Source organism: Desulfosarcina alkanivorans, assembly GCF_009688945.1.
Classification (GTDB): Bacteria; Desulfobacterota; Desulfobacteria; order Desulfobacterales; family Desulfosarcinaceae; genus Desulfosarcina; species Desulfosarcina alkanivorans.
Genome location: NZ_AP021874.1, coordinates 3430753 through 3453862 on the forward strand (window position 1 = coordinate 3430753; position 23110 = coordinate 3453862).

The 23110-nt window shown below is 57.9% G+C and carries 22 protein-coding genes and 1 tRNA gene; 4 read left to right on the forward strand and 19 right to left on the reverse strand.

Annotation, left to right across the window (positions count from 1 at the left end):
* Window positions 1-84: 84 nt before the first annotated feature.
* The 16 genes from truB to DSCA_RS15250 all read right to left on the reverse strand — a co-directional run bounded on the left by truB (window position 85) and on the right by DSCA_RS15250 (window position 14591).
* Window positions 85-996 (reverse strand): tRNA pseudouridine(55) synthase TruB, encoded by a 912-nt coding sequence (gene truB / locus DSCA_RS15175; RefSeq protein WP_155317230.1) that lies wholly within the window; start codon window positions 994-996, stop codon window positions 85-87.
* Entirely contained in the window at window positions 981-1979 is a 999-nt protein-coding gene (locus tag DSCA_RS15180) for a DHH family phosphoesterase (protein ID WP_155317231.1), read from the reverse strand. The genes truB and DSCA_RS15180 overlap by 16 nt, the downstream gene beginning before the upstream one ends.
* Complete coding sequence (rbfA, locus tag DSCA_RS15185; RefSeq protein WP_155317232.1) at window positions 1942-2394, reverse strand: 30S ribosome-binding factor RbfA; 453 nt, start codon at window positions 2392-2394, stop codon at window positions 1942-1944. Before rbfA ends, DSCA_RS15180 begins: the two co-directional genes overlap by 38 nt.
* Window positions 2394-2681 carry a DUF503 domain-containing protein gene (locus DSCA_RS15190; RefSeq protein ID WP_155317233.1) on the reverse strand — a complete coding sequence of 96 codons (288 nt, stop codon included), beginning with the start codon at window positions 2679-2681 and terminating at the stop codon, window positions 2394-2396. Before DSCA_RS15190 ends, rbfA begins: the two co-directional genes overlap by 1 nt.
* 9 nt (window positions 2682-2690) lie before the next feature.
* Window positions 2691-5453, reverse strand: a complete 2763-nt coding sequence (infB, locus tag DSCA_RS15195) for a translation initiation factor IF-2 (protein WP_155317234.1) — start codon at window positions 5451-5453, stop codon at window positions 2691-2693.
* A gap of 70 nt (window positions 5454-5523) precedes the next feature.
* Window positions 5524-6936, reverse strand: coding sequence for a transcription termination factor NusA (gene nusA, locus DSCA_RS15200; RefSeq protein WP_155317235.1), 1413 nt, complete (start codon window positions 6934-6936; stop codon window positions 5524-5526).
* A complete protein-coding gene (locus DSCA_RS15205; protein WP_231716499.1) occupies window positions 6936-7484 on the reverse strand; it encodes a ribosome maturation factor RimP in 549 nt (182 codons plus the stop codon). Before DSCA_RS15205 ends, nusA begins: the two co-directional genes overlap by 1 nt.
* A 158-nt stretch (window positions 7485-7642) precedes the next feature.
* A tRNA-Gly gene (locus tag DSCA_RS15210) sits at window positions 7643-7718 on the reverse strand.
* 205 nt (window positions 7719-7923) lie between these two features.
* Window positions 7924-8286, reverse strand: a complete 363-nt coding sequence (locus DSCA_RS15215) for a MerR family transcriptional regulator (protein WP_155317236.1) — start codon at window positions 8284-8286, stop codon at window positions 7924-7926.
* Window positions 8287-8333: 47 nt separating this feature from the next.
* Window positions 8334-10748 carry a phenylalanine--tRNA ligase subunit beta gene (gene pheT / locus DSCA_RS15220; protein ID WP_155317237.1) on the reverse strand — a complete coding sequence of 805 codons (2415 nt, stop codon included), beginning with the start codon at window positions 10746-10748 and terminating at the stop codon, window positions 8334-8336.
* 18 nt (window positions 10749-10766) lie between these two features.
* On the reverse strand, window positions 10767-11774 hold the full coding sequence (pheS, locus tag DSCA_RS15225; protein ID WP_155317238.1) for a phenylalanine--tRNA ligase subunit alpha: 1008 nt from the start codon (window positions 11772-11774) through the stop codon (window positions 10767-10769).
* 135 nt (window positions 11775-11909) lie between these two features.
* Complete coding sequence (rplT, locus tag DSCA_RS15230; protein ID WP_155317239.1) at window positions 11910-12260, reverse strand: 50S ribosomal protein L20; 351 nt, start codon at window positions 12258-12260, stop codon at window positions 11910-11912.
* Window positions 12261-12368: 108 nt separating this feature from the next.
* Complete coding sequence (gene rpmI, locus DSCA_RS15235) at window positions 12369-12566, reverse strand: 50S ribosomal protein L35 (protein WP_155317240.1); 198 nt, start codon at window positions 12564-12566, stop codon at window positions 12369-12371.
* A 221-nt stretch (window positions 12567-12787) separates the two neighbouring features.
* Window positions 12788-13306 (reverse strand): translation initiation factor IF-3, encoded by a 519-nt coding sequence (gene infC, locus DSCA_RS15240; RefSeq protein ID WP_155320437.1) that lies wholly within the window; start codon window positions 13304-13306, stop codon window positions 12788-12790.
* Between the two features lie 200 nt (window positions 13307-13506).
* Entirely contained in the window at window positions 13507-14040 is a 534-nt protein-coding gene (locus tag DSCA_RS15245; protein WP_155317241.1) for a nucleoside deaminase, read from the reverse strand.
* Window positions 14037-14591 (reverse strand): type I restriction enzyme HsdR N-terminal domain-containing protein, encoded by a 555-nt coding sequence (locus DSCA_RS15250; protein ID WP_155317242.1) that lies wholly within the window; start codon window positions 14589-14591, stop codon window positions 14037-14039. The genes DSCA_RS15245 and DSCA_RS15250 overlap by 4 nt, the downstream gene beginning before the upstream one ends.
* 105 nt (window positions 14592-14696) lie before the next feature.
* Between DSCA_RS15250 and DSCA_RS15255 the strand changes: the two genes are divergently transcribed.
* From DSCA_RS15255 to DSCA_RS15265, 3 genes are read left to right on the forward strand one after another with little or no spacing between them, the layout of a single operon-like run.
* A complete protein-coding gene (locus tag DSCA_RS15255; protein ID WP_155317243.1) occupies window positions 14697-15752 on the forward strand; it encodes a deoxyguanosinetriphosphate triphosphohydrolase in 1056 nt (351 codons plus the stop codon).
* Between the two features lie 17 nt (window positions 15753-15769).
* Window positions 15770-16402 carry a hypothetical protein gene (locus DSCA_RS15260; protein WP_231716501.1) on the forward strand — a complete coding sequence of 211 codons (633 nt, stop codon included), beginning with the start codon at window positions 15770-15772 and terminating at the stop codon, window positions 16400-16402.
* Window positions 16389-17168, forward strand: coding sequence for a YkgJ family cysteine cluster protein (locus tag DSCA_RS15265; protein WP_155317244.1), 780 nt, complete (start codon window positions 16389-16391; stop codon window positions 17166-17168). The genes DSCA_RS15260 and DSCA_RS15265 overlap by 14 nt, the downstream gene beginning before the upstream one ends.
* 98 nt (window positions 17169-17266) lie before the next feature.
* Here DSCA_RS15265 and DSCA_RS15270 read toward each other — a convergent pair whose 3' ends face one another.
* The 3 genes from DSCA_RS15270 to DSCA_RS15280 form a co-directional block, all read right to left on the reverse strand.
* Window positions 17267-18934 carry a Na/Pi cotransporter family protein gene (locus tag DSCA_RS15270; RefSeq protein ID WP_155317245.1) on the reverse strand — a complete coding sequence of 556 codons (1668 nt, stop codon included), beginning with the start codon at window positions 18932-18934 and terminating at the stop codon, window positions 17267-17269.
* Window positions 18935-19187: 253 nt separating this feature from the next.
* On the reverse strand, window positions 19188-19658 hold the full coding sequence (locus tag DSCA_RS15275) for a YcgN family cysteine cluster protein (RefSeq protein ID WP_197904801.1): 471 nt from the start codon (window positions 19656-19658) through the stop codon (window positions 19188-19190).
* Window positions 19645-20805, reverse strand: coding sequence for a 4Fe-4S binding protein (locus DSCA_RS15280; RefSeq protein ID WP_155317246.1), 1161 nt, complete (start codon window positions 20803-20805; stop codon window positions 19645-19647). Before DSCA_RS15280 ends, DSCA_RS15275 begins: the two co-directional genes overlap by 14 nt.
* Window positions 20806-21033: 228 nt before the next feature.
* On the opposite strand from DSCA_RS15280, the gene DSCA_RS15285 reads away from it, so the two are divergent.
* Window positions 21034-23052 (forward strand): M1 family metallopeptidase, encoded by a 2019-nt coding sequence (locus tag DSCA_RS15285; protein WP_155317247.1) that lies wholly within the window; start codon window positions 21034-21036, stop codon window positions 23050-23052.
* Window positions 23053-23110 lie beyond the last annotated feature (58 nt).

Here is a 23110-nt window from a genome sequence, read left to right on the forward strand (position 1 = left end):
CTTGGTTTCAACCGAACGGCCGCAGCCAGGCCGAAGGTTTCGTTAATCATCTTTTGCCGATCCACGACCTTATCGTTATCACCTTTACCTCGAAAAAACACAACAATAATTATAACTGCGTGTTTCCGGCGATTCGGTCAAAACGGCAATCAACCGGCCGCCGGCATCGACCACCTTGAAGGCCCCCTTATCCGATACCCGGGGTGAATCCGGGATATCCGCCGCCGACAGCTTCACCCCGTTTTGAATTTTTAAAGCCAGTGCGCCATCGGCAACCGCAGCCGGCATGAATGGCAGCGCCGCGCTCATGGGAATCATCGCTTCATGAAGACGGCCTTGATCCCTGAATGCCGCCAGTTCATCCAGGCCAACGGCGGCATGGATGGAAAATCCGCAACTGGCCGTCCGGCGAAGCCGCCTGAGATGTCCGCCGCAGCCCAGTTCGCGACCGATGTCGGCACACAGGGTGCGCACATAGGTTCCGGATGAACAGGACACCGAGAAGCGGACCGCCGGCAGGTTCACGTCGAGAATGTCCAGGCGGTGAATCCGTATCGGCCGGGCGGGCTTTTCCACGGCCTCTCCGCGGCGTGCCAGTTTATAAAGCGGCGTACCCTGGTGCTTCAAGGCCGAGTATACCGGCGGGACCTGGGTGGTGGCGCCCACGAAACGCGCCGCGGCTTCCCGGATCTGTTCCACGGACAGCCGGTCCACCGGGTGCCGTTCGATGACGGTTCCCGTCGCGTCCTGCGTGTCCGTCACCCGGCCCAGAACCATTTCCGCCTCGTAGGCCTTGTCGCCCTCGAGAAAAAAACGGGACAGCCGGGTCGCCCGGTTGAGGCAGCAAATCAGGACACCGGTGGCAAACGGATCCAGCGTCCCGGTATGGCCGACTTTATTGGCCCCGAAGAGGCCCTTGACCCGCGCAACGACGCCTGCTGACGAAAGTCCCTCGGGTTTGTCCACCACGACAATGCCGTCTAATTCAGTTGGCATGTCTCGCAAAAACCGTCGGACAGGCTAAAAATGGTTCGTTTCAATTCCAACAGGCTGGACTCCATTGAAAAACCGGCGGCTCCGGCATGCCCGCCGCCGCCAAAACCCATTGCAATCCGGGAAACATCCACGCTGCCGTCCGACCGCAGGCTCACATGAAACCGCTTTCGGTCGTCCGTCGCGCCGCTGCCACCTTCCAATTCATGGATCAGGGCGGCCATCTTCACATCCTGAATCCGCCGGGCATAGTTGATCAGTCCGTCGGCATCCTCGGGTTGGGTGCCGGTGTCCGCCAGCATCTCCCGGGTAACCGTCATGATGGAAAGCTGCCCGTTGTTGGATATCTCGATGGAGTCCAGTGCAAGGTTGAGCAGTTTGATCCGCCCGAGTGAATAGGTGCCATATACATGCTGGGCCACCTGAGACGGCTTCACCCCCGCTGCGACCATGGTTTCGCAGATGGAAAAGGCCGCCTGGTTGGTATTGGAAAAACGGAAGGACCCCGTATCGGTCAAAATTCCGGTATAGATGGCCGTCGCCATGGCCGTGTCTATTTCTATATCCATGCACTGGATCAGCCGGTACACAATTTCAGCCGTGGCGCAGGCGTCCACATCCACCAGTTGAAAGTGGCCGAATCGTGTGTTGGTGATGTGGTGATCGATGTTGACGATGGCCGGTATGGTCCTGATGGCCTCGGCGATCGACCCGACACGGCTCAAGTCGCCGCAGTCCAGAATCACCGCCGTATCGAAGCGATTCAGGTCCGACAGGTGCTTCTGGATACGGGCCACCGAGGGCAAAAACCGGTAGACGGCGGGGATGGCACTCTCGTTGTAGAGCACCACTTCACCACACCCCAGCTTTTCCAGTGCGATCCCCGTAGCCAGAAGGGCGCCGATGGCATCGCCGTCAGGATTGGAATGGGATGCCAGGAGAACGCGATCACTGTTCGCCAACTGTTGGATTATTTTTTTCATCATCGGTTTGTATGGATTTCAGTACCCGGTTGATGTGGGCACCGTAGTCGAACGATGCATCATAGAAAAATTTCAAATCCGGCATGTACCGAAGGCCCAGTTCCCTGGCCAGTTCTCGTTTGATAAATCCCTTGGCGCTCTCAAATCCCGTCAACGCGGCGTGTTCGCCATCTGCGCCGCCGTGGGTGGCGAAGTAAACCTTGGCGATCCGCAGATCCCGGCTCATGCTCACCCCGGTAATGGTGGCTTGGGCGAGCCTTGGGTCGCTGATGCCGTTTTGGATCAGGCCGGCCAGTACTTTCTGCACCTGCCCGCCAACTCTTTCCGCTCGACTGAATGATCGGGTTACCACGATTGTCTCGCATTCGATCCGCTCTCCGGACCGTGAGGTGCCGATAAAACCGGGCGTTGCAGCCATCACAGGGAAATGATCTCCAACTGGGAGTCAATCATTTCCGCAAGCCCCAGGTCTTCGGCAAAGTTAAACATTTTGTCCAGTTTGGCATTGACCAACCGGCGATCGCTTCCCACCAGGCTGACACCGATGACGGCCCGCTGGTAAATGTCGTTGTCCGCCACCTCGGCCACCGATGCGTTGAAGTGATTTCGGATGCGGGCAACGATGGCCTTGACCACCTTTCGTTTTCCCTTCAGGGATCCGCACTGATGAATCCTGAAAACCATGTGTCCGATGCCGACAACCATCGTAGGTTATCACTCCACTTCCGGCCGGATCTCTTCCATGTAATAGTTCTCGATGACATCACCAACTTTGATGTCATTGAAATTCTCGATGCCGATGCCGCATTCGTATCCGGATTGGACTTCCTTGACGTCGTCTTTGAACCGGCGCAAGCTGCTGTTCTTTCCTTCGTAGGTGATAATGCCGTCGCGGACCAGTCGCATCAGCTGGCCCCGCTGGATCTTGCCATCGGTCACATAGCAGCCGGCAATGGTGCCGATCTTGGGCACATGAAACGTCTGGCGGACTTCGGCGCGGCCAAGAACCCGCTCCTCGTAAACCGACTCCATCATGCCAACGATGGCATCCTTGACCTCTTTGATGACATTGTAGATGACATTGTGGAAACGCATGTCCACATTCTCTTCGGCCGCCAGTTCCTGGACTTTGGCATTGGGCCTGACGTTGAACCCGATAATAATGGCATTGGAGACGGCGGCCAGGGAAATGTCCGACTCGGTAATGGTGCCGGTGGCCGCATGGACCACGTTGATGCTCACCTCGTCGTTGGAAAGCTTGACCAGGGAGTCTCTCAGGGCCTCGATGGAACCGTCGACGTCTGCCTTGATGATCAGGTTCAGGTCCTTGACCTCACCCTTCTGCATTTTTTCAAAAAGCCCCTCAAGACTGAGCCGGTTGGTCTTGGCCAATTCTTTGGAGCGCTGCTTCTGGGTACGGTGCTGACTCACCTGGCGGGCATCCTTCTCATCCGCCAGCGCCACCAGTTCATCGCCCGCCATGGGCACACCGGAAAGGCCCACAATCTCCACGGGCATTGACGGACCGGCCGATTCGACCGTGCGGCTCAGATCATCCTGGAGCACACGGATCTTGCCGTAGTGCATCCCGCAGACGATGGAGTCACCGGCGCGCAGGGTACCTTCCTGCACCAGCACGGTGGCCACAGGCCCGCGGCCTGAATCCAGCTTGGCCTCGACCACATGGCCGCTGGCCAGCTTGTCCGGGTTGGCCTTGAGTTCCAGTATTTCCGCCTGAAGGAGAATCATCTCCAGCAGTTCATCGATCCCGGAGCCTTCCTTGGCCGATACCATGACAAAAATAGCATCGCCGCCCCAGGCTTCCGACATCAGGCCGTGCTCGCTCAGCTCGCGTTGAACCCGATCCGGATCGGCACCTGGCTTGTCCATCTTGTTGACGGCCACGATGATCGGCACGCCCGAAGCCTTGGAGTGGTTGATCGCCTCCACGGTCTGGGGCATGACCCCATCATCTGCGGCGACCACCAGCACCACGATATCGGTCACCTTGGCACCACGTGACCGCATGGCCGAAAAGGCCTCGTGCCCCGGGGTGTCGAGGAAGGCGATCACGCCCTTTTCGGTCTCCACATGGTAGGCGCCGATATGCTGGGTAATGCCGCCGGCTTCGCCCTCCGTCACGCGGGTTTTGCGGATCACGTCAAGCAACGACGTCTTGCCGTGGTCCACGTGGCCCATGATGGTGACCACCGGTGGTCTGGGGACCAGCTTGCCGGGATCGTCCTCCCCGGTTTTTTTCAGGATAACCTCTTCCTCGAAGGACGCCTTTTCAACTTCGTAATCGAATTCACCGGCCACCAGAACCGCCGTATCGTAGTCAATGGTCTGGTTCACTGTGGCCATGACCCCCATCCCCATGAGTTTGACGATCATTTCGTTGGCCTTGATGCCCATGCGCTTGGCCAGTTCTGACAGCACGATGGTCTCATCAACCTTCACCCGGCGCTTGATGGCCTTGGCCGTGGTGATCTGGGTCTTCTGACCGGCCGGCATGGCCTTCATTTTGCCCTTCCGGCCTTTCCGCCCACGCATTTTCCCGCTGTAAAGCGCCGCGCCTTCAACAATCTCGCGTTTACGGAAGCCGCCTTTCTTTTTGCCATATCGATTCTCACCGGGTTCCGAGCCCTTTTTCCGCCATGCCTTCTTCTTATCCTTGGCGGAAACGGAGGCATCGGTGGTCTGGGCAGACCGTGGCGGCGCCGGTTCGGTACGCCGTGCAGCGAGGGAGGAAACCGGGGGCGTGGTCGGCAGTTTGATGATCTTGGCCGGGGTGTCTTTCTTGCTTTTTTTGACCTTTGCCACTGGCGGTTTGGGGGCTTCTTCGGCTACCGGCGGTTCCGCCGGGGACGCCTCACCGACGGTCGAATCTTCATCGGTCGTCTCGGCAGGGGGGGCTGCCGCTTCAGTGACCGGCGGTTTTTCGTCTGCGGTGGGTGCATCCGGCTCCGGTGCCGCGGTGGTTTCCGGCTCGTTAGCGGGGGTCTCGACGGGCGCCACGGCCTCCGGCTCGGGTTCCTCCTTCACCGGCGGGACGTCTGGTTCTTTGGTCACGGGCTTGGATATAATTTTGGCGGATTCGGCAGCTTTACGTTTCTTGACCACCGGTTTCTTTTCTGCCGGCGCGTCCACCTCTTCCGCTGCAGGGGCCGGTTTTTCCGCTTCGGTCGGGGGGGATTCGGGTTCTTGCGCCGAAACGGCCTTGGTCTCGGCGGTTTCCGCCTTCTGGGGCGTTGCCACCTTGCGCCGCCGGATCACGGTGGGCCGCACACGCTTCTCCTCGAGCTGATCGTCCTTTTCTTCTCCGAAAAGCGAGGATTTGACCTTCGCTACCACATCTTCGTCCAGAGAACTCATATGGCTGCTGACGTCGATATCAAGGTCCCGGATCCTGTCCAAGAGTTCCCTGTTCGTCATATTAAGATCTCTGGCAAACTCATATACTCTGATTTTTGCCATCCATTCCCCCCCAATATCGTTTTGTAGGCATTTTTCACTCGGGTTGCCGTTTCAGCCGAGTCCTGAACCGCTACTGCGCCTCTTCCGAAGTTTCGGCGTCGGACGCCGTCTCCTCACCGGGTTCATCGGCCGGTGTTTCAGCCGGTGCTTCAGCCGGCACCACTTCATCTTCTGCTTGTACCGCGGCCGCTTCTTCGGCAGCGCGGGCCGCATCCTCCAAACGCCGGGCCTCGGCAGCCTCGGCGGCTTCAATGGCATACGTTCTTGCGTTTTCGATCAACGCCACGGCTTTTTCCTGCCCGATGCCCCGAATCTCAACCAGTTCTTCGACGGTAGAGTCGGCCAATTCTTCAGCGGAATAGATACCCTTTTCAAAAAAAGCATCTGCCAGACCTTCGCCGACCCCGGGAACATTGACCAGTGATTCGTAGCCGATCTTCATCATTTCATCGTATTTGGATTCGGAATTGACGTCCAGGTGCCATCCGGTGAGCTTGGAGGCCAGACGCACGTTCTGTCCCCGTTTGCCGATAGCGACGGAAAGGAATTCATCGGGGACGATGACTTCCATGGCATTGTTTTCTTCGTCGATAATCACCCTGGAGATTTCGGCCGGCGCCAGTGCATTGCACACATACTTGGCCGCATCCACGTGCCAGGTGATGATATCAATCTTTTCACCCCGGAGTTCCTGAACCACGTTCTGCACCCGACTGCCCTTCATTCCCACGCAGGCACCCACCGGATCGATGTCCGAGTCGTGGGAGGAAACGGCGAATTTGGCCCTGCTTCCCGGCTCCCGGGCGGCCCCTTTGACCTCAACAATACCCTCGCTGATTTCAGGCACCTCGGTCTTGAACAGGTTGATCAGCAGTTCGGGATGGGTTCGTGAGAGCACAATCTGCGGACCGCGGGTGTCGTAGAGCACATCGAAAATCAGCGCCCGGATCCGATCACCCCGTCGGTAATTTTCACGGGGAATCTGTTCACGGGTCGGCAGGATGGCTTCGGTCGTTCCCAGGTTGACGATGATGTTGCCCCGGTCCACCCGCTGGACGATACCGTTGATCACTTCACCCTTGCGGTCAATATAACTGGAGTACACCGCATCCCGCTCCGCGTCTTTCATCTTCTGAATGATCACCTGTTTGGCCGATTGGGCGGCAATCCGGCCAAAAGTGGAGGTGTCCATTTTGGTTCCGAGACTGTCGCCGACCTCGCATTCTGGATCCAGTTTACGCCCTTCATCCATACTGATCTGCAGATCCGGCTCGGTCACCTCTGCCACCACCTCTTTAAACTGGAAAACCTCGATCTCTCCCGTGTCGGGACTATACTGCGCCTCGATGTCGACCTTACTGCCAAATTTCTTTCTGGCAGCGGAACGCAATGCCTCTTCCAAGGCACGGATCAGAATTTCAACATCAATGCCCTTGTCCCTGCTTACCTGTTCCACCACACGTTTGATATCTGCTATAAACATCAGCGTTCTCCGTTATAATTGATCAGCCGTGCCCGTGTAATATCGTTAAAATTAAGACTGACCGTCTCGTTATCCACCTGAATCTGGATCGTTTCATCGACCACTCCGGCCAGCACGCCGGTAAAATTTTTCCGGCCGTTGATGTCGGTGTTCAGACGGATTTTCGCCCGATGGCCCGTAAAGCGGATAAAATCCTCAAGCTTCCCCACCGGCCGGTCAAGGCCCGGCGAAGAGACTTCCAACCGGTAAGGCGGCGCATCTTGCGTATGCACGTCCAAGATGTCTTCCAGTTGCCTGCTGATGTCGACACAGTCGTCCAGTGTCACGCCACCGGGTTTGTCCAGGTACAGACGCAGCGTCAACCCTCCCGGTTCACGCTGGTACTCGACATGGACCAACTCCATCCCTTCGGCACTGCAAAGGGGCTCAGCCAGGCGGCCAACCGTCTCGACAAAGGCCCGCTGCCGCGCCAGGGCCTGCGGGTCCGAGTGGCGGTGCGCCCCCCGCCCCCCCGGCATTCCTTTTCGTTTTACGCTGCGTTTCGCCATGTTCCCACCGAACAAAAACAAAAACGGGCAAACAGCCCGTTTCCATGTTCAACTGATTATGGATACCGTCACTTACCAGTCCATAAAACCTACGTCCAGCGGAAAACCCGCGAATGTTCCGGACATCCCGATCGGAACTGACGAAAACGGACTTAAAATGGAGCGGGCAACGAGATTCGAACTCGCGACACCAAGCTTGGGAAGCTTGTACTCTACCAACTGAGCTATGCCCGCTCACCAAAGTACACTAATTAAGGCAAAACAGAAGCCCTGTCAATATCTTTCTATCCGGTACACATTGCGGGCGGCTGCATCTTCCGGGATGATGGCGTTGACTGGCGGGAATATGGGAGGAAACGGCATCCTGTTCGCACCGCAGAGCAACAAATGATTCCATGGGCACGGCCATCATCACGACAAACGGATATCCAGCCCCAGGTCAACGCCGGCGGGAATCGAGCAAATCCCGGATGTGTTTCAGTTCCGTCCTTATCTCAGCAATACCGGGGCGCTTGGCAACCGGTTCCGTCGAAGCGCCCGATTTTTTTTTCAGATGTTGCCGGGCTCCTTCGATGGTGAATTTCCGGTCGTAAAGAAGCCGCTTGATCCTTAATATCAGCGCCACATCCTGTCTGCGGTAGAGGCGCTGCCCCGCATCGGTCCGTTTGGGTTTGATCTGTTTGAATTCAGTTTCCCAGAATCGCAGTACATACGGGGGAACCTCGGCGATATGGCTGACCTCCCCTATCTTGAAGTAAAACTTGTCCGGTATCTCGGCTGTGCCGTAAGCGTCTTTTTTCATCGGTATTGTCCATATCGGTCAAAACGCTGCCGGCGGATTCAGACGGATCAGGTCGGCAGTGCCGCGCCGAATTCGGTAATCAGGCGATGGGTGAGATGGTGGTGGATCTCGTTAACGGTTTCATCCTCCAGCGTACGTTCGGCGGAGCGGTAGATGATCCGCAGGGATACGCTCTTTTTCCCGTCCGGTATGGGATCTCCGTCAAACACGTCAAACAGGTAAAGATCCTCCACCAGTTGTTCACCAGAGTGGGTTACCGCGTCCAACAGGCGGCTGGATTCGACATCCCGGTCGACGATAACCGTGATATCGCGGTCCGTTGACGGGAAACGGGGTATCGGAGCCATTTTCCTGTCGTCAGGCAAAAGCTGGGCAATGATCTCCAGATCCAACTCAAACACAAACGTCGCCTGCCTCAAACTGTAACTGTCCGCCACCGAGGCATCCACCTCGCCCACAACCCCCACCATGACCCCGTCATGAAGCACCTGCGCCGAACGTCCCGCGCGGGAGTAGCAGCACTGGTCATCCGGCAGGGCGGTAAACGTAAATCCTGCGATGCCAAGGGTTTGAGCCATCCCTTCGACCACCCCCTTGATATCGAAAAAATCACAGCCGGCCTCTTTCGTATGCCAGGCGGCCTGAACGCGTGGACCTGTCCAGAGGCCTGCAAGCATCTCCTTTTCTGTGGGAAGGGAGGCCTCCGGCCGGGGAAGAAAGACCTTGCCGACTTCAAAGAGGCGGAGACTTGTCTGCTGTCTGGAAATATTTCGTTGGGCCGTCTCCAGCATGCCGGGAATCAGGGTGGTCCGCATCACCGCCTGCTCCTCGGAAATGGGATTAAGCAGCGCCACGTGGCTGCGTCGCGGGTCGTCGCCGCCCAGTTGAACCCGGTCACAGGATTCGGCACTGATAAAACTGTAATTGATCGTCTCCGAAAACCCGAACCCGCAAAGGATATCCCTGACCTTATTTCGACAGACCATCATTGGGGACAGACTCGTGCCCTTTGACGGCAACGCGGGGAAGGTGGTGGGAATTTGGTTGTAGCCGGAAAGCCGGGCCACCTCTTCCACCAGGTCACGGGGACGGGTAACATCCACCCGGAAAGAGGGCACTCCGACCTGAAGGTCGTCCCCCTCGCCGGCTTTGACCTGGAAGGTGATACTTTCCAGCATCGTGGCCATGGCGTCACGATCCAGATCCGTGCCCAGCAGGTTGTTGGTGGCCGATACACCCAAGGTCAACTGAAGCGGATCAGAGTTTCTGAAATCCTCATCGATGGTTCCGCCCACCAAGCGCCCCTGCCCCAACTCGGCCATCAGGCCGGCAGCGCGGTCCAAGGCGAAGAGCGTGCCATCGGGGTCCACGCCCCGCTCGAAACGGTGGGACGCATCGGTATTCAGGCCCAAGGCCTTGGAGGTTTTGCGGATGCTGATGGGGTCAAAGCAGGCGCTTTCAATCAGAACACGGGTGGTCGACGCCTCGATCTCCGAGTTCAGCCCTCCCATGACGCCACCCACGGCAACCGGTTTTTCACCATCGCAAATCATTAGCATCTGTTCGGAAAGCCGGCGAGGCTTTTTGTCCAGGGTGGTAAACGGCTCTCCCGCCAATGCCGTTCGAACCACGATGCGCTGGCCGGCCAGGTTGTCAAAATCAAAGGCGTGCAGCGGCTGGCCGGTTTCCAGCATCACAAAATTGGTCACGTCAACCAGGTTGTTGATGGGCCTTACCCCCACCGAACGAAGCCGGTCCTGAAGCCAATGCGGGGATGGCGCGACGGTGATGCCATCCAGCAGCCGGCCGGCATAACGGGGACAATGGTCCGGCGCGTCGATGGTCACCGACGCGAAGGCGTTGATGTCGCCTTCGCCATCCGGCAGGCTGAATACGGGCGGATTCATTTGAACCCCTTGGATGGCGGCAATCTCACGGGCCACGCCCATCATGCTCAGACAGTCGGGCCGGTTGGGGGTCAGGCCGATTTCCAGGGTGTGGTCAGAAAGCTTGAGGGCCGTTTTCAGGGAAACGCCCGGTTGAAGGCCTTCGTTTAGAATCATCAGCCCGGAACCGTCCGGCCCCAGACCCAACTCGACTTCGCTGCACAGCATCCCCTCGGAGGCTTCCCCCCGAATAACGGTTTTTTCGAGCAACGTGCCGTCGGGCAACAGGGTGCCGACACGGGCCAGCGGCACATTCATGCCTGCCGCCACGTTGGGCGCGCCGCAAACGACCGGGGCCAGACCGTCTCCGGCGTCCACCCGGCACAATTTCAGCCGGTCCGCGTTGGGATGGGGCAGCACATCCATCACCCGACCGACGACCACCGTTTCCAGATAGGCATATCGATCTTCCACGGCTTCCACTTCCAGGCCGACCATGGTGAGTGCGTCAGCAAGATCCGTGACCGCCATATTGATGGGCACATATTCTTTCAGCCAGCTCAGACATACTTTCATCGGTTCAGGAACACTCCGTTAAAATTGACTCAAGAATCGGTAGTCGTTATCAAAATAGCGCCGAATGTCATCTATACCGTATTTTAACATGGCAATACGTTCGACCCCCATGCCGAATGCGAAACCGGTGCACCGGCTGGTGTCATAGCCCACATTTTCAAATACCGCCGGGTGGACCATACCGGAGCCCAGAACTTCCAGCCAGCCGGTGTGGGAACAGACACGGCAGCCTTTTCCCCGGCAGATCACACATCGGATATCCACTTCGGCGCTGGGTTCGGTGAACGGAAAAAAACTGGGCCGAAAGCGCAGGCTGGTGCGATCATCGAACATCTGATGGATAAAGGCCGTCAGCGTGCCCTTGAGATCGGCAAAGGAGACCTGCCGGTCCACCAAAAGGCCCTCCACCTGATGAAACATGGGTGTATGGGTCAGATCCGAATCGCACCGGTACACCTTTCCGGGAGCGATAATACGCACCGGCGGCGGCTGATTTTCCATCACCCGCGGCTGGGTGGGTGAGGTGTGGGTCCGAAGGACCACATTGTCCGATACGTAAAAAGTGTCCTGCATGTCCCGGGCAGGGTGATTTTTCGGGATATTGAGGGCCTCGAAATTATAATAGTCGGATTCCACTTCCGGACCTTCGACAACATCAAAACCCATTTGGGAAAAAATGCTGCAGATACGGTTGGTGATCTGGGTGATGGGGTGAAGCGAGCCCGTTCTCGGTACCCGGCCCGGCAGGGAGACATCAATGCGGTCCGTTGCCGCTGCGGACATTTTGGCCAGGCGGGTCAGCGCATTCTTGAACTCACCCTCCAGGGACCGTTTGATTTCATTGGCCCGTTTTCCCGCCTGGGGACGCTGCTCTGCGGGAAGGCTGGAAATAGTGCGCAAATAGTGCGTGATGTGTCCTTTCCGCCCCAGATACTGGGTGGAAAGGTCGCTGACCACATCGGCATCGTTCGCCGATGCCAGTGCGTCCATGGCGTCCGCATATATCCGTTCTATGGTATTTTCCACGATCGTCGCTCTGTTTTTATATGGAGTGTCGCTATCCCTCGGCCCCGCCGGGGCGGGACGAGGAATGCGGTCGCTTCATCGGTTTCAAAGGGGGAAGACAGCGGGGGGGTTCTCGCCACGACAGAATGACCCGGCTCAACCCTGCTGTGACGCCAGCGTGGCGATCTGGGCAAAACCAGAGGGATCGGATACCGCCAGTTCGGCGAGCACTTTGCGATCCAGGTTCACGTCAGCTTTTTTCAGGCCACTGATAAATCGGCTGTAGGAAAGATCATTCATGCGGGCCGCCGCGTTAATACGGGCGATCCACAGCCGGCGGAACTGGCGCTTCCGCTGTTTTCGATCCCGGTAGGCATAGCTGAGGGCCTTGTCTACTGAATCGGCAGCGGTCCGGAACAGCTTGCTTCGCCCGCCGCGAAATCCCTTTGCCAGCTTCAACACTTTCTGGCGACGTCTTCTCGCTTTGAATCCTCTTTTAATTCGCATTTTCTCATCTCCTTGCTAACAGGGCCACCGTGCCACCCGCACCTGCATCTAACCGCAAAGGCTGCCACTGGGAAAACCTGCTTTGAAAATTCTTAAAAAAACTGCCAATTAGCCATTGGGCAAAAGAAGCCGGACTTCCCGCATGTCACTTTTTTTTATCAGCTGCATCTTTTTCAGGGAACGTTTACGTTTCCGGCTCTTGGTCGTCAGGATGTGACTGTGGTGAGATTTTGAAAACGTGTATTTCCCGGACCCGGTCTTCTTGAACCGTTTTGCAGCAGCCCGGTTGGTTTTAATTTTCGGCATGTGTTCTCTCCTTGGGCAAAAATTTGATCATGATTCTCGAATATTCTAACGGCCTGTGTTCTGATCGTCCGGGTCTTGCATCCGGGCGAAAACCAGATTAAAAAAACCGATGGCGTGAACAAAAACATGCGTTCACGCCAGCTGTTGCAACGGCCTGTTTCTTTTCGCGTAAGCCATGGCCCGCGGAGCCGGCGCCACAGCCCGTTATCTGCCTGTCGGCACTATCGGGGCGCCAGCACCATCATCATCGTCCGCCCTTCGAACTTGGGATATTGCTCGACGACGGCAATCTCCTCCAGTTCTGTGGCAATCTGCTGCAACAGTGCTCTGCCACGGTCAGAGAGGGTGATTTCCCGACCCCGGAACATCACGGTGACCTTGACTTTGTCTTTTCGCCCAAGAAATTTGCGGATGTGCCCCATTTTCGTCTCGAGATCATGTTCACCGGTTTTGGGCCGGACCTTGATCTCCTTGATCTGAAAAGTGGTCTGCTTTTTCTTGGCCTCCTGCTGCTTTTTGGTCTGCTCGTATTTAAACCGCCCATAATCCATGATCTTGCATACCGGCGGTTTCGCGTTAGGCGAAATTTCGACAAGATCCAGACCATAATCATTGGCTTTGGCCAACGCCTGATGAATAGGAAGTACGCCGACTTGGTTTCCTTCCGGATCAATCAAGCGGACTTCCCGTACCCGGATACCCTGATTGATCCGCGTGGTATCGGGGCGCCTCCTCTCCATCTGTCTATATCTGGGACCAGCTATGCTTCCACCTCCTGAAGCCTTGAAGGTTAACGGCGATCGAACCTGCCGATCATGGACGGGCCATTGGCACATCTCCAGTACGATTTACGGAGAAGAGACCCGATACTAAACTTTAGTCCAATATATGACACGGCTGTCAAAAGCAAGAAAAAAATGGAACACCGCACGTCAGCCGGTCATGAGCACCCCGGCTGAGCCAGTGTGTAACGGCTCAGCAAGCTGTCCGCCCAATAGCTGCGCCCCGGGTCGGCAAAAAACCGCTGAAACAGCACCAGACTCTCTTTCCTCAACACGCCGGCGATCACTTTCAGGCGGGCTTCCCGGTACAGGGAAGGCAGGCCGGACCGATCAACCCCGGTTCCGCCCCCCATCACATCTTCATAGGCGTAAACGATCCGGCCAATGCCACTCAGTACGGTAGCGGAAAAGCACATGAGGCACGGTTCCATCGTGCAGTACAGGGTCAGGGCCGCCCGGTCGCCCCCCGCTCCGTCTTCGCAAAGGCGCCTGAGGGCGTTAATTTCAGCATGGTCGATCTCATTGCCCGGACCAACTGCCGTTCCTGTGCGATGCCCCCGGGCAACTACGTTTCGGCCGTCTGCAATCACGCACCCCACGGGAAATTCACCTCCCGCCAGTGCCGTTCGGGCCATATCAAGCGCCGCTGTCATAAACCGGATGTCTTTTTGCGATGCCGTTTCCGGACTCATGCGATCCTGCATGCGGTGTCGTCACAGGGACAGCTGCCGTCAATTTCAAATGCGTAGACGATCCTGGCCTCCATTTCCACCTGCTTCAACGGGATGGGTAAAAATTCAGCCCGGGCCAGTTGTTGCAAAAGGGCCTCACGAGATGGAATCCGATCGAACCCCGACGCCGTCAACCGTCCGGTTTCACCGTCGAGAATGTCCGCCGACTCGCCATTGGTCACCACCACAACCGGCACCTGGTAGGGAGCCACCAGCCTGGAAATGGCGATGGTCGGGCGGTATCGGGTCACCAGCGAACCTGGCCCGTATTTAATCACCATTGCCGTTCGATCGTCAACCGTTACCATGAAATCCACCCACAGTTGTCCCCTGCGATTGCCGGCCGCGACGGTCAGCGGGTTTCGGGGATGGACATCCTCTTTCGCATACCCCTTTTCCAGGACCAGGAAACGGGCGATTTTCTGGCGATATCGCTCGTCGTGGGTATCGGGTAACGCCTCACCGGTAATAAAATCATCCATTTCCCCCAATATCAGATGGTGACCGCCCATAATCCGCCTTTTCGTCCCGACATACCGCTTTACAAAGCGTTTGGTCTGTGAATAGATAGTTCCTTAAATCTAATGCAGGGATGAAAAAATCACAACCGGAACGCCATGAATATACGCGAGCAGTTTGAAAAACGCGAAAAAAACTTCATGTCTCCTTTCGGCTGCCAGAGCGCCCAGACCCGGGGGCGGGAACGGAAGGAAGCGCCCTGCCCCATCCGTACCGCGTTCCAGGTGGACCGTGATCGCATCGTCTATTCCAACGCATTCAGGCGGTTGAAGCATAAAACCCAGGTATTCCTCAATCCGCTGGGTGACGAATACCGAACACGGCTGACCCATACGCTGGAAGTCTCCCAGATTGCCCGAACCATTGCCCGTGCGATGTTCCTCAACGAGGATCTGGCGGAAGCCATTGCGTTAGGGCACGACCTGGGGCACACGCCCTTTGGGCATGGTGGCGAGAACGTCCTTCAGGAGATCCATTCTCCGGAGTTCTCACACCCCAAGCAAAGCCTTCGGGTGGTGGATGTCATCGAAAACGATGGCAGGGGGTTGAACCTGACCCACGAAGTCCGTGACGGTATTATCAAGCACTCCAAAGGATACGGGAAAATACTGCCCGATGACCCCAATGAGCTGGCCTGTACCATCGAAGGACGCATCGTACGGATATCCGACATCATGGCTTACCTGAATCACGATCTGGACGATGCCATCCGCAGCGGCGTTATCCGGCAAGACCAGATACCGGAAGTCTGCACCCGGATCATCGGTCGGACCCATCAGGACAGGGCCACCACCATGATCCGGGACCTGGTCTTTTCCAGTCAGGCGGTAGATGGCGAACTGCGCCTGGCCATGAGCGACGAGGTGTTCGGTGCCATGACCACCTTGCGGGCATTTCTCTATAAGAACGTCTATCGATCCGCCAAGGTTCACAAGGAGTTTGTCAAGGCAAAAAAAATCCTGTCCGAGCTGTATTTCTATCTGCTGGACAACGAGACAGCTCTGGAATCAGAACTCGCCCGAATGGGCATCTCCGGGTGCCTGAACAATGGTCAGCCCAGGGAGCAGGTGGTCTGTGACTTCATCGCCAGCATCACCGACCGCTACGCCCTCGGCCTTTACAAAAAAATATTTTTCCCGTCACCCACTGTCTGAGGCCATTACCGACTGCCATGAATCTGACGCCCGAGTCCTTTTTAGCCACCAGGCACCGTTATCTCCCGCTCATGAACCGGCTGAAAACGCTTTTCGACGAAATGGATCGCGCCTACCAAGCCGCAGCCGATCGCTATGGTTTCCGGTGCAACGGCTGTGAGGACAACTGCTGCCTGACCCGGTTTCACCACCATACGCTGGTCGAGTACCTCTACCTGGTGGACGGCGTGCGCGCCCTTGATCCCGTCCTTCGCCGGGCGGTCCTGAGCCGGGCGGTGACGGTGTTCACCCGGACGGCCGAGGCTGACCAGCGGGGCGAATCCGTTCGCATCATGTGCCCGCTGAACCAGGAAGGCCGGTGCGTGGCATATGCCCACCGCCCCATGATCTGCCGGCTTCACGGCATTCCCCATGAACTCCATCGCCCCGGCGGCACGGTCCTCAGACAACCGGGATGCGATTCCTTTTTCGACCAGTGCCGTCACAGCGGCACCACCATGTATATCCAGTTTGACCGCACCCCGTTTTACCGGCAGATGGCCTTGCTGGAAAAGGAACTGCGCCGGCTAACGGGATACGGCGATAAGATCAAACTCACCATTGCCCAGATGCTGGTGACCCTTACCGAAAGGGCCTATGAAATCGATTAAGCCAGAAACGATAGACCAACTGCCGGGCATACCGCTCAAAAAAGGCGACACCTTCAATTTCCGGTGCCACAGAGGCCTGCCCTGTTTCAACCAATGCTGCCGCAACCTGAACCTGTTTCTCTATCCCTATGATGTGCTCCGCCTGCGGAAGCATCTCGATATGGATTCCGACAGATTCCTGGAAACCCATGTGGATGTGGTCATGCGGGAAGGCAACTATTTTCCCGACGTGCTTTTACGCATGGCCGACAACGAATCCAAAACCTGCCCTTTTCTGAGCGACGCCGGATGCACGGTTTACCCGGACCGGCCCGATACCTGCCGCACCTTTCCCGTGGAACACGGCATGCTGTTTTCAGATCGGCCCGGTGCACACGAAATTGTCAGTTTTTACCGGCCGCCGGATTTCTGCCAGGGCCGGCATGAGCGTCAGAAACTGACCCTTGCCCAGTGGGCCGATGACCAGGAAGCGGTCACCCACAACCGGATGACCGCCCGCTGGGCGTCTATCAAGGCGCTGTTTCAAAAGGACCCGTGGGGACCGGAGGGGCTGAACGGTGCCAAAGGAAAGATGGCATTCATGGCGGCGTATAACATTGACCGCTTCCGTGATTTTGTGTTCCAGAGCAGCTTTCTCAAACGCTACCGGGTCAAGAAGGCACGGGCCCAAAAACTCAGGGCCAGCGACCGGGAACTGCTGTTGTTCGGATTTGAATGGATCCGGTATTTCGTCTGGGGCATCCCCTCCAAGGACATCCGTTCCTGAAAGCACCCCCAGGCACCGGAAATATCACCGGCCCGATGGGCAATGGACGTCCACCGGGCCGGAATTTTCATACTGACGGTTAACCAACCGCCAGGCGCTTATTTTTTACCGGCCACCGCCTCGGCAATATTGAAGCAATAATCGCCGATCTTCTCCAGATTGGTCAGCAGACTGACGTATACCAGCCCCTGGTCGATGCCGCACTCGCAGGAACGAAGCCGCTGGATATGGTCGTCACGATAGCGTTCGCGCATGGCATCGATGGCATTTTCAAGGCTGTCGGCCTGATTCATGAAGTTGACCGGCCGCTGGCGCATGGCCGAAATGATCAGGTCCATGAACTCGGCCACCTTGTCGACCAACTGATTCAGATCGCCCATGGCCCGATCGGTAAAGGTCAGGTGGCCCTCAATCATATCCTCGATGGCCTGGGCAATGTTTTCCACGGAATCGCCCACACGTTCGATGTTGTTGGTCATGCGCATCAGGCTGGAGATTTCTTTGGCCTCGGACTCGCTCACATCGCTCTGGTAGATCCGGGTGAGGTAGGCCACGATCTCCCGCTGCATGTCGTCCAGATGATTTTCCACCTGCCGCCACTTGGCCAGCTTCTTGTAGTCCCTGTCCTTTAGCCGTTTCACCGTCTTTCGAAAGGTATATTGGGCGGTCTGGGCCATGCGCAGGATTTCGCTGCGGGTTTCCACGATGGCCGCAATCGGGGTGTCAATGAGCCGATCGCCGAAATTGGGAAGCCGGTAGTAGTCGACGTCCTCCTCTTCCTTCGGTGAAAGCAATATGGCGACTTTGATCAGCCAGGGCAGCACCAGAAGAAAAAAGGAGGCGTTGATCACGTTGAACAGGGTATGGCCGTTGGCAATATAGCGGGCAATGTTGACCACATCACCCCCCACCACCTGGTCCACGGGACCGGCTCCGAGCCCCAGGGTCATTGCCTCCACCAGTTTTACGAACAGGGGGAAGATGCACAACATGAGGGTCACGCCGATGACATTGAACATGGTGTGGGCCCTAGCCGCCCGGTGGGCGTTGATGTTGTTGGAGCCGATGGTGGCCAGTTCGGCCGTGATCGTCGTGCCGATATTCTCCCCCAGCACCAGGGCCATGGCACCGGGAAAGGTCAGCAGGCCCTGGCTGGCCAGGGTCATGGTGAGACCGATGGTGGCCGAGGAAGACTGGACCATGATCGTCAGCGTGGCCCCCACCACCACGCACAGCAACAGGCCGCCCACCGAACCGGGGTCGAACTTGGTAAAAAAAGCCAGGAAAGTGGGGTCACTCTTGATGGGCGCCAGGCCGAGCTTCATGACGGTCATGCCGTAAAACAGAAGACCGAATCCCAGAATCACATCTCCGATATAGCGGGTCCTCTTCTGCTGGGTGAAATATTTGAGAACGACCCCGGCAGCGATGGCCGGAAGGGCCAGTTTGGTCAGCTTGAATGCAATGAGCTGGGCCGTGACCGTCGTCCCCACGTTGGCGCCCAGGATCATACCCACCGACTGCTGCAGGGTCATCAGCCCGGCGGTGACGAATCCGATCAGCATCACGGTGGTGGCGGACGAGGATTGGACCATGGCCGTGACAAAGGCGCCGGTGAGGCATCCCACTACCCGGTTGGAAGATACGGCGCTCAAGATGGCCTTGATGCGCTTGCCGGCGGACATCTGGAGACCGTCGGTCATCATCTTCATTCCGAGGATAAACATGCCAAGACCCCCGAGGGTCGTTATGAACACTCCCGTCATCACCTTCTCCATTTCGAGGTTTGGTGGCCGCTTCCGAAACGGTGGCGTTTTATCTCAACCGCCTGAAAGTAGAAGCGAATATCACCATGATTCAAATACTCAATGAAAACAAGAAATTGGTTGGCCCGTTATTACCATACACCGGCCAGATGTCAAGCCCCAAGGCAGACTGGGGCGCCCCTGAAAAAGGTCTGGGAAAAGGATACCGTCAGGACAGGATCGAACCCGGCCGCCCGGAGGCCAGGGGATCGGTTCAAATCCGGTAGCCAATGGCGTAAAATCCCACATCCTCGGGATGAATGTACACTTCGGAGATGGCCTTGTCCCGCACCGATATCCCGGCCCGGTGGACCGACTGCGGGTCACCGGAAACCAGGGGGTGCCAATCGGCCAGATCCTTGCCTTCAGACAGCCGCCGGTAGGCACAGGTTTTGGGCAGCCACCGCAATCGGGGAATCTGCCGGGGAGTCAGCACCAGGCAGTCGGGCACCAGGGTGGTCCGGTTGTCGTAGTCGGTGCAGCAGCACGCCCGGACGTCCAGCAGGTAGCAGGAGACCCAGGTGTAGGTGACCTTTCCCGTTTTACCATCCTGAAATTTCTGCAGGCAGCAACGGCCGCAGCCGTCGCACAGCGACTCCCACTGTTCGCGGCTCATCTGTTCCAGGGACGTGGTTTTCCAGAACGGTTGGGCCGGAGGGTGGGGGTGGGCTCTATCGGTCGTCACCGGGGGTGTCCTTTTTTGTCCGTCTGGTCGCCAGGTATCGATCCCGCTGCGACCGTCCGATTTGCACCGCGGCCCGAAACGGGCCTATCTTCTTGCGTTTCCAGGCAGTCCGCAGCAACGCCGTGGCCATGTTCGCCGGCACCGGGGGTTGCTCGGACCGGGGTTTGCGGGTCAGCCGGAGGGCACCGGTGGGACAGGTGGAAACACACAGGCCGCAGCCGATGCAGCGGTTCCGGTCCAGGTGAACGCTTTTACTCCGGACCGTCAGGGCGTCCATTTGGCACCGGTCCGCGCAAAGACCGCAACCGGTGCACAACCGGCTGTCCATGCGGGCGACGAAGGGGGCGGCCATCAGGTCGGCGGGTCTGGAGTAGGTTTTGATCGTACGGAGCACCCCGCAGCAGCATCCGCAGCAACAGCAGATCCACGCCGGATCACGGCTGTTGCTGGGCTGGAGAACCAGGGCGGAACGGTCTGCGGTGTCCAAGAGGTCCAGCACCGTCTGTCGATCCACCGGTCGGCCGATGCCCGATTTAACGAAGTAGCTGCCGGCATCACCAAAGGAAATGCAGGTGTCCAGCGGGCCGTCGCAACCATGCCCGGCCATGCGCTGCTCTTTTCGGCAGATACACGGGGAGACCACGAAATGGTCCTTATCACGAATCAACGCCGCTGCCGCTTCATGGGGCAACACCGGCAGTTTCGGATCGATGCTCCGGTTCACGGGAATCGTGCGCATCTGGGGGGCACGCCGCCAGACGCCGGCATCGAGGAGTACCGGAATGTAGGCGGCCATGTCCGTCACCAGTTCGGGGGTCAGTCGGTTGACCTGGAATTCCCAGATGCCGACCACAAACTGGGACGCCATGTAGCGCGGCGCGTTCCCCCCGGATTCATTTTTTAAAATCAGTCCTTTGTTCCACATGGCCGCCAGCATCGTTTCCGCGGCATCTTCCGTCGTTCCGCAACGATAGGCGACCACTCGCGCCGTCTCTGGAATCAGGGTCAATTGACAGGCCAGGCGGGCCTCGGATTCCGTGAACAGATGCCGCAAAATACGCAGTTCCACACCATCCGCAGTGGACGGGAATCCACCGGGAAGCTGGTCGAGATGATCCGCCAGTTGACGATAAACCGCGTTATTCATAGGTGCTGCCTTATCATGAATCCTTCCGCACGAAAAAGGAAAATCGCTCCGCAATTGCTTTTGGTGCCAGAGCACTTAGTTTTTGGTTCACATCCTATGACCGCCACCCCAGATATGGGCATGTTGACCAGGAGCATTGACGTGACACCAGCAGACATTCCTTCAAACCGCCTTATCCTGATAATTCTGTCGGTCTGGGCATTGGTGCCAAGCGCTGCTTTGGCGAACATGGCAATGCCGTTGGCCGCGGACCACAACCTGACCATCCGCCTGTTCCCAGAACGTTCGGAACTGGAAGGACGCGACCGGATCCATATCCACGGGTCGCCAAAGGGCCCCTTGCACCTGTCGATTTCTCCCCGCGTCCACCTGCTTTCAATTCGCATCGATGGCCGCGACCACCCTTACACGTTTCGCCGGGGACGGTTAGCCCTGAGCCCCAATCCAAACCTGTCACCCCTGACGGTTGATCTGGACATCCATTATACCTGCCGGTTCGACGACCCGGCGCCGGTCCGCCCCCTGAATGCCGACAATCCCGGGTTTGGGGTAAGCGGGACCATCTCCCCCGCGGGAACCTTCATCCTGGCCGGTGCAGGCTGGTACCCCCGGTTGGCCGATGCCCGCGAGTCGTTCGACCTTCGCGTGGAGGGTCCTGCGGACACCGTAGCGGTCACGACGGGACGAGCGGTCGACATCGCTCACACCGGTAAAAGGACCGTCAGCCGCTGGCAGATCGACAATCCGCTGGAAGGACTGAGCCTGTCTGCCGGTCCTTATGTGGTCGACCGGCGATCGGGGCACGGCACCACGGCCGCCACCTTTCTTTTTCCTGAAAACCGCCACTTGTCACCGCGCTACCTTGAAGCCTCCCTGGACTACCTGAAGCGCTACAGCGATTTGTTCGGCGCCTATCCCTTTGACGGTTTTTCCGTGGTGGAAAACTTTTTCCCCACCGGCTACGGCTTCCCCGCCTACACCCTCATCGGGGGCAGGGTCCTGCGCCTGCCTTTTATCCCCCATACGAGCCTGCCCCATGAAATCGTACACAACTGGTGGGGCAACGGGGTGCTGGTGGATTCTGCCTCGGGCAACTGGTGCGAAGGACTGGCCTCCTATACGGCCGACTACCTGAACAAGGCCAACCAATCATCCGATGCTGCCATGGACTACCGGAGACAGGCCTTGCGCAATTTTTCATCCCTGGTCTCGCCGGAAAGCGATTTCCCCCTCAACCGCTTCCGGTCCCGAACAGACCCGGTTACCAAAGCCGTGGGATATGACAAAGCGGCAATGGTCTTTCACATGCTGCACCAGAAACTGGGCGATGCGGCGTTCTGGAACGCGCTGCGGGACCTGTACCGGCAGTTCCTGTTCCAACACGCCTCCTGGCAGGACCTGCAGAAAATCTTCGAAAGGCAGGCCGGCCGACCCCTGGAAGCCTTCTTCCGGCAGTGGGTTGACCGCCCGGGGGCCCCGCAGATACAATTAAAAGGGACCCGTCAAATAGCAGGCGACGGCAGCTATCGGACCATCGGCCGCATCGTTCAGGAAAAACCCTATTACGACGTCACCATCGATCTGGTTGTGGAAACCGGGGAAGGACCGATAAAGCAGGCGGTTCGCCTGTCCACAGGGCAAACGGCCTTCGATATACCCAGCAGGACGAAGCCCCGGGCACTGGTCGCCGACCCTGACTACCACCTGTTCAGGCGGCTTTCCCCGCAGGAGATGCCACCCACCGTCAACACCCTGAAGGGTTCGTCAGCCCCCGTTGCCGTGGTTGCCAGACGGATGGGCCGGTTCGGCCGCCCCCTGGCAGGACAATTGGCCCGGGCCATGGGACTTGGATCGATCCGGATTGTTGATGAAACGGATTTCGACCCGGCGGAAGCCGCCGGCAACGATCTGCTGTTCATCGGGCTGCCAGCCCAACCGACGCTGGCACAATGGCTTCCCCGGAACCTTGAACTGGCGCCCGGAAGTTTTCAGGCAGGGGGGCAGCGGTTCAACGACTCGACCGATGTGCTCTTCTTCGTGGCCCGGCATCCCGACCATTCGAAAAACATTGTCTCCCTGATACACCCGCTCAGCCCGGAAGCAGCCGGCTCGGCCACCGTTAAGATTCCTCACTACGGCCGCTACAGCTACCTTGCCTTCAGCGACGGACGCAACCGGATCAAGGGGACCTGGGAGGTCAAACGGTCACCCCTGATGGTTCGCTGGGAAACGGCGACCCGCCCATAAACGCGCAGGCGGGGATCAATGCCTGCAACCGCTTGGTCGCAGCCCTATCGTTGATATT

Excerpts from the sequence above, each read along its gene's own strand:
- truB (WP_155317230.1), bottom strand. The coding sequence starts at position 996 with ATGCCAACTGAATTAGACGGCATTGTCGTGGTGGACAAACCCGAGGGA.
- DSCA_RS15180 (WP_155317231.1), bottom strand. The coding sequence starts at position 1,979 with ATGATGAAAAAAATAATCCAACAGTTGGCGAACAGTGATCGCGTTCTC.
- rbfA (WP_155317232.1), bottom strand. The coding sequence starts at position 2,394 with ATGGCTGCAACGCCCGGTTTTATCGGCACCTCACGGTCCGGAGAGCGG.
- DSCA_RS15190 (WP_155317233.1), bottom strand. The coding sequence starts at position 2,681 with ATGGTTGTCGGCATCGGACACATGGTTTTCAGGATTCATCAGTGCGGA.
- infB (WP_155317234.1), bottom strand. The coding sequence starts at position 5,453 with ATGGCAAAAATCAGAGTATATGAGTTTGCCAGAGATCTTAATATGACG.
- nusA (WP_155317235.1), bottom strand. The coding sequence starts at position 6,936 with ATGTTTATAGCAGATATCAAACGTGTGGTGGAACAGGTAAGCAGGGAC.
- DSCA_RS15205 (WP_231716499.1), bottom strand. The coding sequence starts at position 7,484 with ATGGCGAAACGCAGCGTAAAACGAAAAGGAATGCCGGGGGGGCGGGGG.
- DSCA_RS15215 (WP_155317236.1), bottom strand. The coding sequence starts at position 8,286 with ATGAAAAAAGACGCTTACGGCACAGCCGAGATACCGGACAAGTTTTAC.
- pheT (WP_155317237.1), bottom strand. The coding sequence starts at position 10,748 with ATGAAAGTATGTCTGAGCTGGCTGAAAGAATATGTGCCCATCAATATG.
- rplT (WP_155317239.1), bottom strand. The coding sequence starts at position 12,260 with ATGCGAATTAAAAGAGGATTCAAAGCGAGAAGACGTCGCCAGAAAGTG.
- rpmI (WP_155317240.1), bottom strand. The coding sequence starts at position 12,566 with ATGCCGAAAATTAAAACCAACCGGGCTGCTGCAAAACGGTTCAAGAAG.
- infC (WP_155320437.1), bottom strand. The coding sequence starts at position 13,306 with ATGGAGAGGAGGCGCCCCGATACCACGCGGATCAATCAGGGTATCCGG.
- DSCA_RS15245 (WP_155317241.1), bottom strand. The coding sequence starts at position 14,040 with ATGAGTCCGGAAACGGCATCGCAAAAAGACATCCGGTTTATGACAGCG.
- DSCA_RS15250 (WP_155317242.1), bottom strand. The coding sequence starts at position 14,591 with ATGGGCGGTCACCATCTGATATTGGGGGAAATGGATGATTTTATTACC.
- DSCA_RS15255 (WP_155317243.1), top strand. The coding sequence starts at position 14,697 with ATGAATATACGCGAGCAGTTTGAAAAACGCGAAAAAAACTTCATGTCT.
- DSCA_RS15260 (WP_231716501.1), top strand. The coding sequence starts at position 15,770 with ATGAATCTGACGCCCGAGTCCTTTTTAGCCACCAGGCACCGTTATCTC.
- DSCA_RS15265 (WP_155317244.1), top strand. The coding sequence starts at position 16,389 with ATGAAATCGATTAAGCCAGAAACGATAGACCAACTGCCGGGCATACCG.
- DSCA_RS15270 (WP_155317245.1), bottom strand. The coding sequence starts at position 18,934 with ATGACGGGAGTGTTCATAACGACCCTCGGGGGTCTTGGCATGTTTATC.
- DSCA_RS15280 (WP_155317246.1), bottom strand. The coding sequence starts at position 20,805 with ATGAATAACGCGGTTTATCGTCAACTGGCGGATCATCTCGACCAGCTT.
- DSCA_RS15285 (WP_155317247.1), top strand. The coding sequence starts at position 21,034 with ATGGCAATGCCGTTGGCCGCGGACCACAACCTGACCATCCGCCTGTTC.